This window comes from Staphylococcus coagulans, assembly GCF_002901995.1.
GTDB lineage: Bacteria > Bacillota > Bacilli > Staphylococcales > Staphylococcaceae > Staphylococcus > Staphylococcus coagulans.
In genome coordinates this window covers 1-14,853 of the sequence record NZ_PPQN01000027.1, presented here as the reverse complement: position 1 = coordinate 14,853, position 14,853 = coordinate 1, and the positions used below count along the sequence as shown (strand labels likewise).

At 35.8% G+C, this 14,853-nt stretch carries 15 protein-coding genes; 2 read left to right on the top strand and 13 right to left on the bottom strand.

Annotated elements, in window-relative coordinates; all coding sequences use genetic code 11:
* Window positions 1-688: 688 nt before the first annotated feature.
* The 7 genes from CD118_RS06915 to CD118_RS06885 form a co-directional block, all read right to left on the bottom strand.
* Window positions 689-955, bottom strand: coding sequence for a ferredoxin (locus CD118_RS06915; RefSeq protein WP_060829399.1), 267 nt, complete (start codon window positions 953-955; stop codon window positions 689-691).
* A 209-nt stretch (window positions 956-1,164) separates the two neighbouring features.
* Complete coding sequence (locus CD118_RS06910; protein WP_050329936.1) at window positions 1,165-1,587, bottom strand: universal stress protein; 423 nt, start codon at window positions 1,585-1,587, stop codon at window positions 1,165-1,167.
* A gap of 220 nt (window positions 1,588-1,807) precedes the next feature.
* Entirely contained in the window at window positions 1,808-2,710 is a 903-nt protein-coding gene (locus CD118_RS06905) for a CobW family GTP-binding protein (RefSeq protein WP_050329934.1), read from the bottom strand.
* Window positions 2,711-3,256, bottom strand: coding sequence for a dCTP deaminase (gene dcd, locus CD118_RS06900; protein ID WP_050329933.1), 546 nt, complete (start codon window positions 3,254-3,256; stop codon window positions 2,711-2,713). It abuts the gene before it with no gap.
* Window positions 3,257-3,784: 528 nt separating this feature from the next.
* Window positions 3,785-5,500, bottom strand: a complete 1,716-nt coding sequence (gene ureC, locus CD118_RS06895) for an urease subunit alpha (protein WP_060829395.1) — start codon at window positions 5,498-5,500, stop codon at window positions 3,785-3,787.
* Window positions 5,497-5,853: an urease subunit beta gene (gene ureB / locus CD118_RS06890; protein ID WP_050329930.1), complete on the bottom strand. Its 357-nt coding sequence runs from the start codon at window positions 5,851-5,853 to the stop codon at window positions 5,497-5,499. The genes ureC and ureB overlap by 4 nt, the downstream gene beginning before the upstream one ends.
* Before the next feature lie 11 nt (window positions 5,854-5,864).
* A complete protein-coding gene (locus CD118_RS06885; protein WP_050329929.1) occupies window positions 5,865-6,167 on the bottom strand; it encodes an urease subunit gamma in 303 nt (100 codons plus the stop codon).
* Between the two features lie 241 nt (window positions 6,168-6,408).
* On the opposite strand from CD118_RS06885, the gene yut reads away from it, so the two are divergent.
* Complete coding sequence (gene yut / locus CD118_RS06880; RefSeq protein ID WP_103356455.1) at window positions 6,409-7,323, top strand: urea transporter; 915 nt, start codon at window positions 6,409-6,411, stop codon at window positions 7,321-7,323.
* Between the two features lie 112 nt (window positions 7,324-7,435).
* Here yut and CD118_RS06875 read toward each other — a convergent pair whose 3' ends face one another.
* The gene (locus CD118_RS06875) at window positions 7,436-8,377 is read right to left on the bottom strand and encodes a cation diffusion facilitator family transporter (RefSeq protein ID WP_103356454.1); all 942 of its coding nucleotides are present in this window, start codon (window positions 8,375-8,377) and stop codon (window positions 7,436-7,438) included.
* A gap of 85 nt (window positions 8,378-8,462) precedes the next feature.
* Window positions 8,463-8,597, bottom strand: coding sequence for a hypothetical protein (locus CD118_RS12305; protein ID WP_269450066.1), 135 nt, complete (start codon window positions 8,595-8,597; stop codon window positions 8,463-8,465).
* A gap of 335 nt (window positions 8,598-8,932) precedes the next feature.
* On the opposite strand from CD118_RS12305, the gene lip reads away from it, so the two are divergent.
* Complete coding sequence (gene lip, locus CD118_RS06870) at window positions 8,933-10,777, top strand: YSIRK-targeted triacylglycerol lipase (RefSeq protein WP_103356453.1); 1,845 nt, start codon at window positions 8,933-8,935, stop codon at window positions 10,775-10,777.
* Window positions 10,778-11,091: 314 nt separating this feature from the next.
* Here lip and CD118_RS06865 read toward each other — a convergent pair whose 3' ends face one another.
* From CD118_RS06865 to CD118_RS06850, 4 genes are all read right to left on the bottom strand, one after another.
* The gene (locus tag CD118_RS06865) at window positions 11,092-12,267 is read right to left on the bottom strand and encodes an ABC transporter permease (RefSeq protein WP_060829391.1); all 1,176 of its coding nucleotides are present in this window, start codon (window positions 12,265-12,267) and stop codon (window positions 11,092-11,094) included.
* Window positions 12,264-12,947: an ABC transporter ATP-binding protein gene (locus CD118_RS06860; protein ID WP_050329922.1), complete on the bottom strand. Its 684-nt coding sequence runs from the start codon at window positions 12,945-12,947 to the stop codon at window positions 12,264-12,266. Before CD118_RS06860 ends, CD118_RS06865 begins: the two co-directional genes overlap by 4 nt.
* Complete coding sequence (locus CD118_RS06855) at window positions 12,944-14,002, bottom strand: efflux RND transporter periplasmic adaptor subunit (protein ID WP_374048397.1); 1,059 nt, start codon at window positions 14,000-14,002, stop codon at window positions 12,944-12,946. The genes CD118_RS06860 and CD118_RS06855 overlap by 4 nt, the downstream gene beginning before the upstream one ends.
* Before the next feature lie 95 nt (window positions 14,003-14,097).
* Window positions 14,098-14,739 (bottom strand): hypothetical protein, encoded by a 642-nt coding sequence (locus tag CD118_RS06850; protein WP_060829389.1) that lies wholly within the window; start codon window positions 14,737-14,739, stop codon window positions 14,098-14,100.
* Between the last annotated feature and the right edge of the window lie 114 nt (window positions 14,740-14,853).

Here is a 14,853-nt window from a genome sequence, read left to right as displayed (position 1 = left end):
ACAAATTGTAACGTGCACAACGGCCTCACACAAATTTTGACACGCTTACACTTTAAAGATAATATAATACTAATTTTACATATTTTTTATCTTATAAATTGGAGATATGCTTATGACATTACCTAAATGTGAATGTCGTGTTTCCGATTATACTATTATTGCTCATGCACTATTTAGATGGTAAAAAAATCGGACTTATGTTTATATACGTTTTATTCCTACCGACACACGTGGTGCCCATTCTGCACTAGACAGTTGAATAACGATTGGTGCAGAGCTCATATGACGGCTATTTTTAATCATTGGTACGCTACTCACACCGCTTATGATGTCAGGTTTATTTTTGGCAACAGTCGTAATAGGCTTTCTATTATTACTCTCAACTGTCAAACGTTATGAGGCGGTTTGAAAAAGTCCACATTTAAAAGGCTGGGATGCATTTAAGTTTTCCCAGCCTTTCCTATCGCTTTTTTACACTATATCTATAACAAATATAAAAACTACGCTTTGCTGTAACTAAATGGTGGCTCGATGTAATTGTACTGGCGTTTCAACACCTCGTCTGCATATTTACAAATTCTATACATACGTATTCCCTTTTATAGCACTGATGAATAGTGTTGTCATTTTAATTAAATCCCTTTTCGTTTGATTTGCCGACTTAAAAATACTGTGATAAGTACGCCATTCAGGATAGTGAGCCCTTTAAAAACAAATGAGCTAGAAGATATGAAAAAGGCCGCTGTCCCACAATAATCGCTGACGTGGGACAATTTTCAACTGCATCATATAAACTTTCCAAGTCACATTCAGGTATTTGCGCCGTGCCACTATTACAATCTAAACACATGTACGCTATCCCTTGAGCATCATACTGAAACAATCGAGGCGCCGCAGCACCACAAGCTGAACAAGAAATACACACTTCTCTGTCTACATACGCATAATAATGCATCAGCTTTCCTCCTTGTTCTTTGAATACAAACAAAAAAAACACATAATATATTTATTTATATCTATTGTTTTTTTATATTACATACACAAAGTAATGTAGAGTCAATACAGTGATTTCGCTTATCCCAGTAATCCTAGCAAAAACCCTTCAGACAACAAATGCCTGAAGGGAAAATATATTATAATTATATAGATTATTGAAGATATTTATTATTTTATAATCAATACAGGGATATTGACACGCTTCGCAATTTTATGTGTAACATGTCCTAACACATGCTTAATATCTATTTCGGAACGTTTATTACTCATGACTACAACGTCATAGTCTGCATTTTCAACTTCATTGACGATTTCTTTCGTAGCTGCACCTGTCGTAAACTTGACATCATATTTTAAGTTGGCATCGTCTAAAGATTTTAAAAATGGTTTCATTTCATCTTTTTTCTCTTCAACAACTTCTTCAAAATGCTTGCCTTGGTATCGTACATAGTTTGCAAGTTCCGTTTCAGAAATAACATTAAAAATGACAATTTTATATGCAGAATTTTCACCTGTTAATTTCACTAATTGCTCAGGTACATTTTTAAAACTATTACCGAAATCAAATGGAACTAGAATATTTTTGAACATATCCAATCCCTCCTCATTATTAGCATTCCCCAATATATTAAATAACAAACAATATAACTGAGAAATAAATACTTCTATCACATTTATTCTATCATTATGATAACGCTTTCTCAAATAAGAAGAATAACTTAATCAATTGAATTTTAAATTAAAAAAGCACAATGCGAGTAGCCGATGAGATCTCGACATTCACATTATGCTTTAGTTCATCTATTCATTTTTAAGATGCGAGTTCCATTACATCAAACGTATCGGTAATTTCTTGATAATCCAAATTATGTCCCACTACAATTAAATATGGCTTCATCGGAATCGGACACGGTTTGATTTCTAAATTACCAGGTGTATATTGGACAACACACGGATTCTCACAATCTTTAAGATATACAAATCCTTTAATACGATAGATATCTTCTAAACCTTGTAGCCCTTCAATTAAGGCTGTTTGTTGCACAGGCGCCTCGAATTCGTACATCAAGTGTGATAATTGCCCATGATGATGCACGCTGGAACGTTCATTGACTTGACACTGTGATTGATGTTGGACTTCGTTTAAAGTCAGCTCTCCATAACTTGTTAAAATATAAGGAATATTCGGATATGTTTGCTGAATTTCATCCACCACAGATAACAAGGCCTCGTTATTTAATAAATCTATTTTATTTAAAATTAAGTGACTGCAATAGCGAAATTGTTCAAATATTAAATGATGCACGGATTCTGGTAATTCTTTTTTCTCATAATAGGCTGCTACGTCAACTAGACCTAACATCGTGATATCTTCAATATAAGGCGCAAGCACAGGGGTCATACATGCATCAAAGACCCCGATAGGGTGTGCCACACCACTACATTCAACTAAGACAATATCAGGTTGGTACGATAGATACAGCTCATGCAATTGTTGAGATACATCTTCCTTCAACTCACAACAAATACAACCATTGACTAGGACTTCCATTTGAACATCTTCTGTAACAAGATGTTCGTCAACACTTCTTGCACCAAAATCATTCATAATTACAGCCGGTTTCAAATGATTGTCAAGGGCGTCTTGGACTAAATAATTGAGCGTCGATGTTTTTCCGCCACCTAAAAAGCCTGATAATATGACAATATCCATCTAAATCCCCCCATCTTTCATCCAATCACGGAATACTCGACTTCCCGTTGTGGTTTGTTGACCTTGATACTTACCATGATAAACAGCTTGGGGTTTCGTTTTCGTTTCAGCTAAAACAATTTGACAAATTCTTTGACCTTGCTCAATTTCTAAAGGAAAATCATTCGCATTATATAATTCTAGCGTAATCTTTCCTTCAAATCCTGGATCAACCCATCCTGCGTTTTGAATAAAGAGACCTGCACGACCAATTGAACTTCTACCTTCTATAAAGCCAGTTAATTGTTCTGGCAAAGTAATATATTCTTCCGTTGTAGCTAAAATAAATGCATGTGCAGGAACAACAACATGCGATTGATTGATCGTTTCGTAATCAATCGGCTCACTCATTCGCTGCACACCATCTTTGGGTGGGAGTGGCTTTAAAAAATGTTGCCCTAACGTGAGGTCAACAGAAGCGGGTTCAATATGTTCTTCTACTAATGGTTCGATTTTAAGCATGTTGCGTTTTAGATATTCCTTTATATCATTATCTGACAATATCACGCTCAACACCTCTATTTCTTTATAATCAATCATTATTTTTCTGAAAATTTATAGCCTAAATAATTTACCATGTATAAAAAGTTCATACAAGCATTTTAAAGATTCAAATGGTTTGGTCTGTTTTCAATTTGGAGAATTATCACAAAAAATGAAAAATATACGATAATTTGCACAAATATCAATTCATTTGCGTCTTTTTATTTCTCTATTGTATATGTATTCCATGGATTAGGTTGTTTTGACTGCAAATTAATATCCTTTACTTAACAAAAGGATTAAAAAAATATACCCTACTCTGTTTAAATTTAAACTCATTTGTAGAGAATTAAAAGTAAAAAATGTTATACGTTTTAAATTTTTGCATATGAGGGCAAAGTTTTTATACATCATCGTTCAGATAATATCTCTACACAAAAGCACAACATTAAATATATGAACGCTAAAAAAGTAGGATGACGGTTGCCATCCTACTCTGATATAAAAATTTTTAATAAATCCATCAAAATGCATTGATGACTCTAAATCACTTTAAAATAAGAAATAACGCTGCGCTAATGGAAGTTCTATTGCCGCTTCACTTGTAATTTTATTGCCATCTACAAAGACTTCGTACGTTTGTGGATCGACATCAATTTGTGGCATCGCGTTATTATTAATCATATCTTTTTTAGAAAGATTTCGTATGTTATGTACAGGTTTGACCTGCCGTTTTAAATCGAGCTGACTGCGAATATCATCGTCATACGCTGCCTGAGAAACAAAGGTGATTGCTGTATTTTGTATATTAGTGCCATATTGCCCATACATATGACGATATTTTACCGGTTCAGCTGTTGGAATGGATCCATTCGCATCTCCATTTGCTGCGACATTGATCATGCCACCTTTAATGACTATTTCTGGTTTGACACCAAAGAAACGTGGATCCCATATCACTAAATCAGCTAGCTTTCCTTCGTCTACTGAACCCACATAATCAGAAATGCCATGTGTTATTGCGGGATTTATCGTGTATTTAGCGATATAACGTTGGATTCGACGGTTATCATTGTATGCTCCATCGCCTTCAAGTGGGCCTCTTTCCTGTTTCATTCTGTGCGCCACTTGCCATGTGCGGATGATCACCTCGCCCACACGACCCATTGCTTGTGAGTCAGAACTCACCATACTGAAAACGCCCATATCTTGTAATACATCTTCTGCAGCAATAGTTTCTTTACGAATTCGAGAGTCAGCAAAAGCCACATCTTCAGGAATTGAAGCATTGAGATGATGTGTAATCATCACCATGTCCAAGTGCTCATCAATCGTATTGTGTGTGTAAGGTAAGGTTGGGTTTGTAGAAGATGGCAAAATATTAGGATAAGATGCTGACTTTATCAAATCAGGCGCATGTCCGCCTCCCGCACCTTCAGTATGATACATATGAAGGACTTTATCACCGATAGCTTTCATCGTATCTTCCATGAATCCTGCTTCATTTAGTGTATCGGCATGTAACGCTATTTGGATATCATATTCGTCCGCGACTTCTAATGCATGTCGCAATGCAGACGGAGTTGCACCCCAGTCTTCATGAACTTTCAATCCAATGACTCCTGCACGTATTTGTTCTTCTAGTGCTTCATGATTTACCGCCTGCCCTTTCCCAGTAAAACCAATATTAAGTGGTAAATCTTCTGCAGCTTGAAGCATTCGATGGATATACCAAGCGCCTGGTGAAACAGTTGTAGCATTAGTACCTTCTGAAGTTCCTGTACCACCACCAATGTGCGTCGTAATACCACTTTCTAATGCAACCTCTGCTTGTTCAGGGTTAATGAAGTGCACATGTGTATCAATACCGCCCGTAGTTACAATTCGACCTTCTGCTGCAATGACATCTGTCGAAGCGCCAATAATAATATCAACGTCATCCATAATGTCTGGATTACCCGCTTTACCTAACTTCATAATTCGTCCATCTTTCACACCAATATCACATTTAATCACTTTGTTGTAATCAATGACAACCGCATTGGAAATGACAAGATCAGCAACTTGTGGATGCGCTCTTGTAGCGTTTGGATTTTGACCCATGCCATCACGAATGGATTTGCCACCACCAAAAGTGACTTCATCGCCATAATTGGCATAATCTTTTTCTACTTTCGCAAATAAATCTGTATCTGCCAGACGAATCGAATCTCCTACTGTAGGCCCATATAAACTGGTATATTGCGCATCTGTCATTTTAAAACTCATTTGTCTTCACTTCCCTCTTCGACATTTGGTGGCGTCACCTTTGATGTATCAATTGGACCATCTACAAGACCATGAAAACCATAAATATGTTGACGCCCCACGTAACGTACAAGGTAAATTGTCTTTTCATCTCCAGGTTCAAAACGCACAGCAGCCCCTGCAGGAATATCTAAATGTTTTCCGTAAGCATCGTCACGATCAAACGCGAGTGCAGGGTTCACTTCATAAAAGTGATAATGTGAACCGACTTGAATAGGACGATCACCAGTATTTTTAACATTGATTTTTGTTTTTTCTTTGCCCTTATTAATTGTAATTTCCGACTTTTTAACAATGATTTCACCAGGTTTCATGCTTATTCCTCCTATACAATGGGATGATGAATAGTTACCAACTTTGTGCCATCAGGAAATGTGGCTTCTATTTCAATGTCAGTCACCATGGCATCAACGCCCTCCATGACATCATCTTTTGATAAAATTTCCCTTCCATAACTCATTAATTCGGCGACGGACTTCCCATCTCTTGCCCCTTCTAATACTTCATAACTAATTAAGGCAACTGCTTCTGGATGATTTAATTTTAGCCCTCGTTCTTTTCGTCTACGCGCTAAATCTGCTGCGACGACAATCATTAACTTGTCTTGTTCTCGTTGTGTAAAATACATGTCAGTCCACTCCTTAACAATGTAAAAATAAGTGATTACTCCTCTCATTATAGTGTCTTACATAACCACTTTCAAACAATATTGTTATTTTATAAAAGCTTTTAAGTGTATTTTGTTTTATAATACATTTCTTTCATTAGTTTTAATGTTATTTTAATATAGTGGTTATATACGCTGTTAAAGTGGTAAAGTTAAAGCATATTCAGAAACAATATCACAAGAAAGAAAGGCGTGAAAAAACATGCCAACATGGATACATACTTTTTTCAAAAACATCTCCCAAGTCGTGCTATTAGAAAATACTTGGACAGGTCTCATTATTTTAATTGCTTTATGGATCGGCAATTGGAAAATCGGATTAGCTGCAATGGTCGGTAGCCTACTCAGCTTATTAACCGCCCATTTTTTTAATTATACAGAAGCGGAAATTCAAGCGGGCCTTGCTGGTTTTAATCCTGTATTAATTGCTATTGATTTAACGCTTTTTTTAGTATGGTCTTGGCAAAACGTGATGATCATTTTAATTTGTATTTTACTTGCGATGCCTATTGCTCAAGCAATTAAAAACTTCTTAAAACCTTTCCATTTGCCAGAGCTGACAACGCCATTTGTCGTTCTAACATGGATTGTTTTATTAATGTCTCGACAGTTTAAGTTTATCCAAACGAATGTAGCGGTCTTACCATTAACCTCGCACATTCACATTGATTTAAACACACCTTTCCATCCAGTGCTTGCTTTTTTTAACAATGTGAGTCAAATTTTCCTTATTGAACATGTGTTAAGTGGACTTTTGATTGTCATTGCTTGTTGGATTGCTTCTCGACGTGCAGGTCTCTATATCCTTGCAGCAAATTTATTAGGCTTACTTCTTGAATTCTTTTTGGGCGCAGATATCGGCAGCCTTAATGAGGGCCTATTTGGTTTCAACTTAATGCTAACCATCATTGCTATAGGTGTTACATTCCGTTCAGAAAACTATTTTCATCCTATTCTTGTCTTTGTATTGGCAGTTATGATGACACCGATGATGTATGCAGCTATTGCAACATTCTTCGAACCTATAGGACTCCCTGCATTAACATTCCCATTTATTTTAGTGACATGGACATTGTTACTAGCTGGTCAAACCCCACGTCCAAGTCAAATTAGATAATCCTCATAAAAAAGCGTCAATCACCGCAACTAAGTTAAAAACTCAGTATGCTCGTATTGACGCTTTTAAAATCAAATACATTTCTGTAGTTACGTTAAATTAAACTTGATATCTATTCATTTTTCACTTCTTCAAAGTAAGCTTCATCTAAATGATTGATGACTAAATGTTCAATTTGTAATGTTGTATGGGCCAAACCATATTTTTCCTTCAACAATGTTTCTAGCTCGTTTATTGTTTGATAGGCATCCTCACTGCTGCGACTATCTAAAACGACATGCGCGCTGAGTGAATAATGCTCTGTCGTAATTGACCATAAATGAAACTCATGGATATCTAACACTTGGTCAACCGATTTCATTGTTTCCATAATTTCATCTGTGTCTAAATGTTCAGGCACAGATTCCATTAAAATCAACCACGCATTGCGCATAATTTTATATCCTCCACGCAAAATCACTAGCGCAATAATCATACTCAAAATAGGGTCGATTAACTGAATACCTGTAAAGTAAATCAATACTACAGCGATAATGACACCGATTGAATTCAGCAAATCCCCCATAAAATGCCACAGCGCACTTTGGATATTAATATTATTTTCACTCTTCAATGACCGTACTAAAATGACGGTTAGTACAATATTTACAATTAAACCAATTGTAGCGATGACAAGCATTAAACCACTTTCTACTGGCTTTGGAAAAATAATACGTACGATGGCTTCATAAAAAATCCATACCGAAATTACAGCTAATGCCAAACCATTTAAAAATGCAGCAAGAATTTCGAAACGCAAATACCCAAATGTATATCGTGCAGTAGGTTTACGACTCGCAAAATAGACAGCTACCATCGATAAAGCAAGTGCAACGACATCGCTTAGCATGTGGAATGAGTCAGATAATAAGGCGAGTGAGTTAGAAATAACCCCTCCCATAAACTCAACAACGGTAAAAAAGAGCGTAATGATTAGTGACAACCAAAGTGTCATTTTAGAATGTGTCTGTTTTTTTCTGTGCTCCACATGATGGAAATAATTCCCTCTTGACATACTATCCCTCCTTGATAATTTTTCTCAATACCTACAAACGACATGAGGTGAATACGGTAATACCGCATTCACCTCATGTTTACACCTATGCTTTTAAATTATCATTCATTATTTTTTCGTCTTGCTCATACTGCTGGTATGATAAGTACGTTACTCCCGCGAGTACTGCAATTGCAATACTCCCAAAAATGTATGCAGACACTTTATAACAATGTTTCATAATATAAGCCTCCAGTTTATTCTATTCTAACATACCACTCGGTTAAATCCTATAAACATACTTTTAGTATTTATTCTTAAAAACATCTATTTTAAAAGGAATAAATTTTTCAAGGTACTTATTTTAAAAAATTTTGACAATTTTTTGAACTTAATGTACTATTTATATAACACTTTTTGGAAACCCTTACAAAAAGGGTGTACAAAATATAAGGGGGCATTAATATGTCGGTATACCTAGCACAATTATTTGAGTTGATACCTCGCATATTGATTAATATCTTTATTTAACTTTGGCTAACTTTTATAAACATTATTCAAATGAGGTGGGAAAAAATGAAACAAAAACATGTCTACAGCATTCGTAAATTTAAAATCGGGGCATCATCAGCAGTTATTGCTTCTTTCTTTTTCATCGGGCTATTACAAACGCCTGTTTCAGCTGAATCTACATACGGGGACCAAGAACCAAGTGACGCTTCTCATCAGTATCAAGAACAAATAGAAAAACAACAGCAACCTTCTGATGAAGGATTACCAAAATCTTTAAAAGATACAGAAACACATCCAAATAACGATGAATCTCAAACACAAAGCGAACAACGTACAACTCAAAATCATCAAGAGAAAATTGACGCTGAAAACAATTCATATGAACATATATCCAAACGTAATACAACACCATCTGCACCTTTGACTTATGCTACACAAACTGAAAGTCATATCAAAGCACCTACTACTTACAAAGCATCAAATGAAAATACGTCTTCAATGGCACCGTCAGATGAAAAGCAAACTCAAAACACTCAGACTGTTCAACCAAAATCATCGGCAACATACGCTGTAAAAGATGAGAAAACAGCCACACCTCAAACCCTCAAATCAAATGAATGGACGAAAACTCATGACGAACAACCCATTAAAACAGATTTAACTTCAACACAAGAACAACAGAAAGCAACAACGCAAACGCAACAACGCAAGCGAGAAGCCGAGAAATTAAATGAACAACCAAGTCAAAAAGCGAAACAAAATTATTATAAAAATCAAGATCCAATTGTTTTAGTTCATGGATTTAATGGTTTTGTTGATGATAAAAACCCTACTGTTCTCTCACACTATTGGGGAGGGGAAAAGCTCAATATTCGACAATATTTAGAAGAAAATGGCTACAACACTTATGAAGCAAGTATTAGCGCATTCGGAAGTAACTATGATCGTGCTGTAGAATTGTACTACTATATTAAAGGGGGACGTGTTGATTACGGTGCAGCTCATGCAGCGAAATATGGTCATGCACGTTATGGTAATACATATGAAGGCATTTACAAAGATTGGGAACCTGGTAAAAAGATTCACCTTGTAGGTCATAGTATGGGGGGACAGACAATTCGTGTGTTAGAAGAATTACTCCGTAACGGTAGCCAAGAAGAAATTGACTATCATAAAAAACACGGCGGTACAATCTCCCCTTTATTTGCCGGTGGTCATGACAATATGGTGGCTTCCATAACAACTTTAGGTACACCTCATAACGGAACACATGCTGCTGACCAACTTGGTAATGAGCCTATTGTCAGACAATTCGTGTTTGATTTCGCAGCTGCATTAGCTAAAAATGATGCACGTGTTGACTTCGGTCTCAATCAATGGGGACTTAAACGTAAACCAGGTGAAACAGATCAAGCCTATACTGAACGCATCAAAAACAATAATAAACTGTGGAAAACAAAAGATAATGGCTTCTATGACTTAACACGTGAAGGTGCAAGTGAAATTAATAAACATACTTCACTCAATCCAAATATCGTTTATAAAACTTATACGGGAGAAGCGACCCACGCAACGCTGTCAGGTAAACAAAAGGCCAATCTCGACTTATTCTTCACATTCGTTTTAACCGCTAATGTAATTGGAAAAGTATCTGAAAAAAATTGGCGTGTCAATGATGGTCTTGTATCTGTTGTTTCTTCTAAACATCCTTATAACCAAGCATGGACTAATGCAACAGATCAAATTCAAAAAGGAATTTGGCAAGTGACACCAGTCTTTGAAGGTTGGGATCATGTCGACTTTGTCGGTCAAGATACGAATGATACGAATCATACACAAGAACAACTTCAAAATTTCTGGCTTAATATTGCAGATGATTTAGTTAAAACAGAAAAAGTTGTATCCTAAAATAGGAGGCGATTAGTAATGAGCGGAACACCATTAGAATTAATGCTTTCTTTATTTAGAGTGTTAAGAACATTATTTAAATTTTAATTGCGAAAAGGGATTATATATTTGATACGGTTGGTGTTTCAAGACACTGACCGTTTTTTTTATGCATGCGCAAGCTTATATCCTACTTTTTTATCAAAATTCACTCTTAATATAGTCACATACTCACATCAAAAGTAAATTGAAATTATAAAAAGGACTAGAATGATGCATAAGCTTGTTACTCATTTCGCATCAACCTAATCCTCTTGTAGATGAAATTATAAAATTTACTTGATAATGTCAATCAATTCTTTTTTAGCTGCTGCTCTTGCTGGAATCCAACCGAATACTATACCAATTAACGTTGATACTCCTACCGCAAGTACGATAGAACCAAAGCTAACTGCACTTTGTATATATTCCGGTGTAACGACATCGACTAGCTGTGCAATCAATATCCCAATGATTAAACCAATGATACCGCCGATCAAACATAGAATAACACTCTCAATTAAAAATTGTAATTCTATATCACGGCCTTTTGCACCAAATGCACGTCGAATTGCAATTTCTTCTGTCCGTTCTGTGACAGAGATGTACATCACATTCATCACGCCAATACCCGCTATAAATAGTGAAATCCCTGCGACAGCAGCAACAAAATAGGTGATTGAATCAAATATCTTGCCAATCCCTTTCATTAATTCTTCGGTATCTGAGTATTCATATTGCCCTTGATCAATCGCTGCACCCTTTTTGTTCAGTTGATCAGCCACGCGTGTTGCAATTTCTTTTTTATTCGCATCTTCTCCAATTTTTAGCACAAGCTGTGGAAATGCAGATTTTAGATGAGGTAAATAAGTCTCTACTGTCTTTGTAGGGATTTGAACAGCATCTGAGAGCTGTGCTTTATCCTTTACACCTACGACTTCAAACCCCATATCATCTATATAAATCGTTTTGCCTTTCACATTACCTTTAAAAAGTGTGTCAGCCACTTCTGATGAGATGACAGCTACACGTTGTTTTAAAGCATTGTCATCTTTTGTAAAACCTTTTCCGTCAGAAACATCTGACACCGATTCGCTTTTAACGACTGCAATATCTGTTTTCTTATTAACCGTTTTTGCTTCAGATATTAAACCTGAGCTTTCATCTTCTTTAATACTTGCATCTTGAACACCTTTCACTTGGCGCGCAATATCAATTTCCGTTTCAGTAAAAGGAGAATCTTTAATAGGCTCGAAGTCATCAGGCATAAAGCTCACTAACGCTGTGTCTTTTGCGGCCCCTGCATCACTAAACTGCTCATTCGCTGTCTTTTTAAAACCATTCCCTAAAGACATAATGGTAATAACCGCAGCTATACCTATTATAATTCCAATCATGGTAAAAATATTACGACGCTTGTTTTTCATAATTGACTTCAATGCAACGTGTATAATATTACCGAAATAGGTCATCGTTTCAACACCTCTTCTTTTTGAACACGACCATCGAGGATATGAATCACACGATCCGCTTGTTCAGCTACTTTAGGGTCATGTGTCACCACAATCATTGTGGTCCCTTGTTCTTTATTGAGTTGTAAAAACAATGCCATAATGTCTTTTGAAGTTTTTGAATCAAGCGCTCCTGTTGGCTCGTCAGCAATAATAAACTTCGGTTGATTCACAATGGCTCTCGCAATCGCTACACGTTGTTGTTGTCCGCCTGAAAGCTTATTGGGCACCAAGTTTTCTTTCTCGAATAAACCAACTCGATGCAACATCTCAATCACACGGTCGTGGCGTTCAGAAGCACGTAGACCTGCATAAAGCAACGGAATGCTAACATTTTCTAATATCGTATTGTTTTGAATCAGCTTAAAATTTTGAAAGACAAATCCAACTGTTCGATTTCGAATAGCAGCCAACTCATTATCAGAGCGTTTTTGATAATTTTCGCCATCAAATAAGTAATCTCCTTCATAACCGCGATCAATAAAACCAAGTATATTAATCAAAGTACTTTTACCTGATCCAGAAGGCCCCATGATAGCGACAAACTCGCCTTCGTGAATTTTTAAATCGATATCTTTTAAAATATGATTATGCGTATTCCCATTTTTGAAGTGACGATTGATCTTTTTAAGCTCAATCATTTGGCCACCTCTACTTTCTCCCCATCTTTAATTTTTGAGTCTGGATTTTGTATTAAATGGTCACCCTTTTCAATACCTTGCGTCACAATGAGATCACCATTTTTTTCGTCATACTTAATTTTTGTACGATGGGCAATATTATTTTTATCCACTTTATAAACATGGTTATCTTTAGTTAAAACAGATTTAGGTATTTTAAGCGTATCTAAAGGAATATTTGCCTCAACGGAGAATCCTGCTTTAACTTTAAAATCAAGGTCTCCAATGATGATTTTATATTTTGAAGTTTCTTTATCATTTTGACCTGATGGCTGTGCATCTATTGGATTATTGGTCGTTAACGTTTGCGCATCTCCATGCGCATTTTCATCTAGACTTCCAGCTGTCGTTTCGCTATGTTGTCCTTTATCTTGATCATAACTTGTTGGAAGTTGTGCGATGCTTTTAATTTTACCTTTACCTTTTTGGCCAGAACTTGTGACTTCAATATTAACCGTATCGCCGACTTTAATTTTATTCAAATCAAATTCAGAAACTGTCGTTTGAATGATTGGCTCTTTCGAAATCAGTTTAAGGATAGGCTCGCTTTCACCCACTTGTTGTCGATTGATTAATGAAATTGTGCCATCAAATGTTGCATTTATACTATTATTCACTTGACCGTCATATCGATTAAGTTGCTTCCAAGCCGTATTGATTGCTTGTTGATCGCCACTTTGTTGTGCTTTTACAAGTTGATCATTCAATTTTTGACGTTGCGCCCCATCAATATCATAGTTAATCAACGGTGTGCCTTGAGATACACTTTGACCGTCTTCAACTTGTATGCTTAGAAATGTACCGAGTTGCGCATTATTTAAGTATGTTTTAATCGTTTCTGGAGAGACTTTACCAGAAATACGAATCGGTTTTTCGCTTTTTACTGTATATGTATTGTACCCTTCACCATCATTGTCTCCACCGATATGGCTAAAGTTTTTAACGAGAAAAGCAACTCCTGTCAAAATGATAATACCAATGATTGACAATGCAATTAGTGTCCTCTTCTTCAAAATTAAAAATCCTCCTTAATGTTATAATTTGTGTTTTCTGTATTATAACATTAAAAAGGACTCCATATTTTATGTATTCAAAATATTTAATAATTGTTTTATAATTCAGCAGCCAAGCTCAAAATCGTATCTTCTAAGAAAGCTGAGCCTAATGCTAGCAAGATAATGAGCACTATTGTTAAAATACCCAAAATTAAGGAAGCACGAAATGACAAGCGGCTCGTCGCATAATAGACGATAAATGTCACATATCCTTTAAATATCGTCTGTAAATCAAAAGCAGCGAGGTAGGTGTTGCCTGGAAGAAAGATATTCAAACTCGTAATAATATAAGCTGGTGCAGGTAAATGTAATGCAAGTTGAATCACTATAACAACCAATGAAACAGTTGTCACTATAAGCGAATGGCTTAGAGAAGCTGATAAAATCGTCTTAGGTGTCACATCTGAATTTAGTAATTTCGAAATCATCATAAAAACGACAAATGTAAATAGAAAGCTAATCACGCCACCCATCAGACTGCTTGATACATCGGTTAGCCAATGGATTTGATGAATTTCTTCTATATCTTGTTTAGAATAGCCAAAGCCTTCTAACAACTCGGTATTATCCGTGTCATATTTTAATATTAAAGAATAAATAACAGTAATCAAAATAAGTAAAAACGATTTGACTTTCCATGTTGGATAATCCCGTAAGTTTTCAAAATGTTGGAATAAAGGGAGCTTCGTTTTGACCAACTTTAAATCCTCCTCTAAAAAGTTAATATTATATTATCATATTGCAAGGTAAAATATACTATTAAAAGTTAAAAATTCTAAAATATGCCATAACATATGAGAAACCTACAATAT

What these genes read in the sequence shown, in the direction of transcription:
- CD118_RS06915 (WP_060829399.1), bottom strand. Translation starts at nt 955, where the DNA reads ATGCATTATTATGCGTATGTAGACAGAGAAGTGTGTATTTCTTGTTCA.
- CD118_RS06910 (WP_050329936.1), bottom strand. Translation starts at nt 1,587, where the DNA reads ATGTTCAAAAATATTCTAGTTCCATTTGATTTCGGTAATAGTTTTAAA.
- CD118_RS06905 (WP_050329934.1), bottom strand. Translation starts at nt 2,710, where the DNA reads ATGGATATTGTCATATTATCAGGCTTTTTAGGTGGCGGAAAAACATCG.
- ureC (WP_060829395.1), bottom strand. Translation starts at nt 5,500, where the DNA reads ATGAGTTTTAAAATGACAGATGCGCAATATACCAGTTTATATGGGCCT.
- ureB (WP_050329930.1), bottom strand. Translation starts at nt 5,853, where the DNA reads ATGAAACCTGGTGAAATCATTGTTAAAAAGTCGGAAATTACAATTAAT.
- CD118_RS06885 (WP_050329929.1), bottom strand. Translation starts at nt 6,167, where the DNA reads ATGTATTTTACACAACGAGAACAAGACAAGTTAATGATTGTCGTCGCA.
- yut (WP_103356455.1), top strand. Translation starts at nt 6,409, where the DNA reads ATGCCAACATGGATACATACTTTTTTCAAAAACATCTCCCAAGTCGTG.
- CD118_RS06875 (WP_103356454.1), bottom strand. Translation starts at nt 8,377, where the DNA reads ATGTCAAGAGGGAATTATTTCCATCATGTGGAGCACAGAAAAAAACAG.
- CD118_RS12305 (WP_269450066.1), bottom strand. Translation starts at nt 8,597, where the DNA reads ATGAAACATTGTTATAAAGTGTCTGCATACATTTTTGGGAGTATTGCA.
- lip (WP_103356453.1), top strand. Translation starts at nt 8,933, where the DNA reads ATGAAACAAAAACATGTCTACAGCATTCGTAAATTTAAAATCGGGGCA.
- CD118_RS06865 (WP_060829391.1), bottom strand. Translation starts at nt 12,267, where the DNA reads ATGACCTATTTCGGTAATATTATACACGTTGCATTGAAGTCAATTATG.
- CD118_RS06860 (WP_050329922.1), bottom strand. Translation starts at nt 12,947, where the DNA reads ATGATTGAGCTTAAAAAGATCAATCGTCACTTCAAAAATGGGAATACG.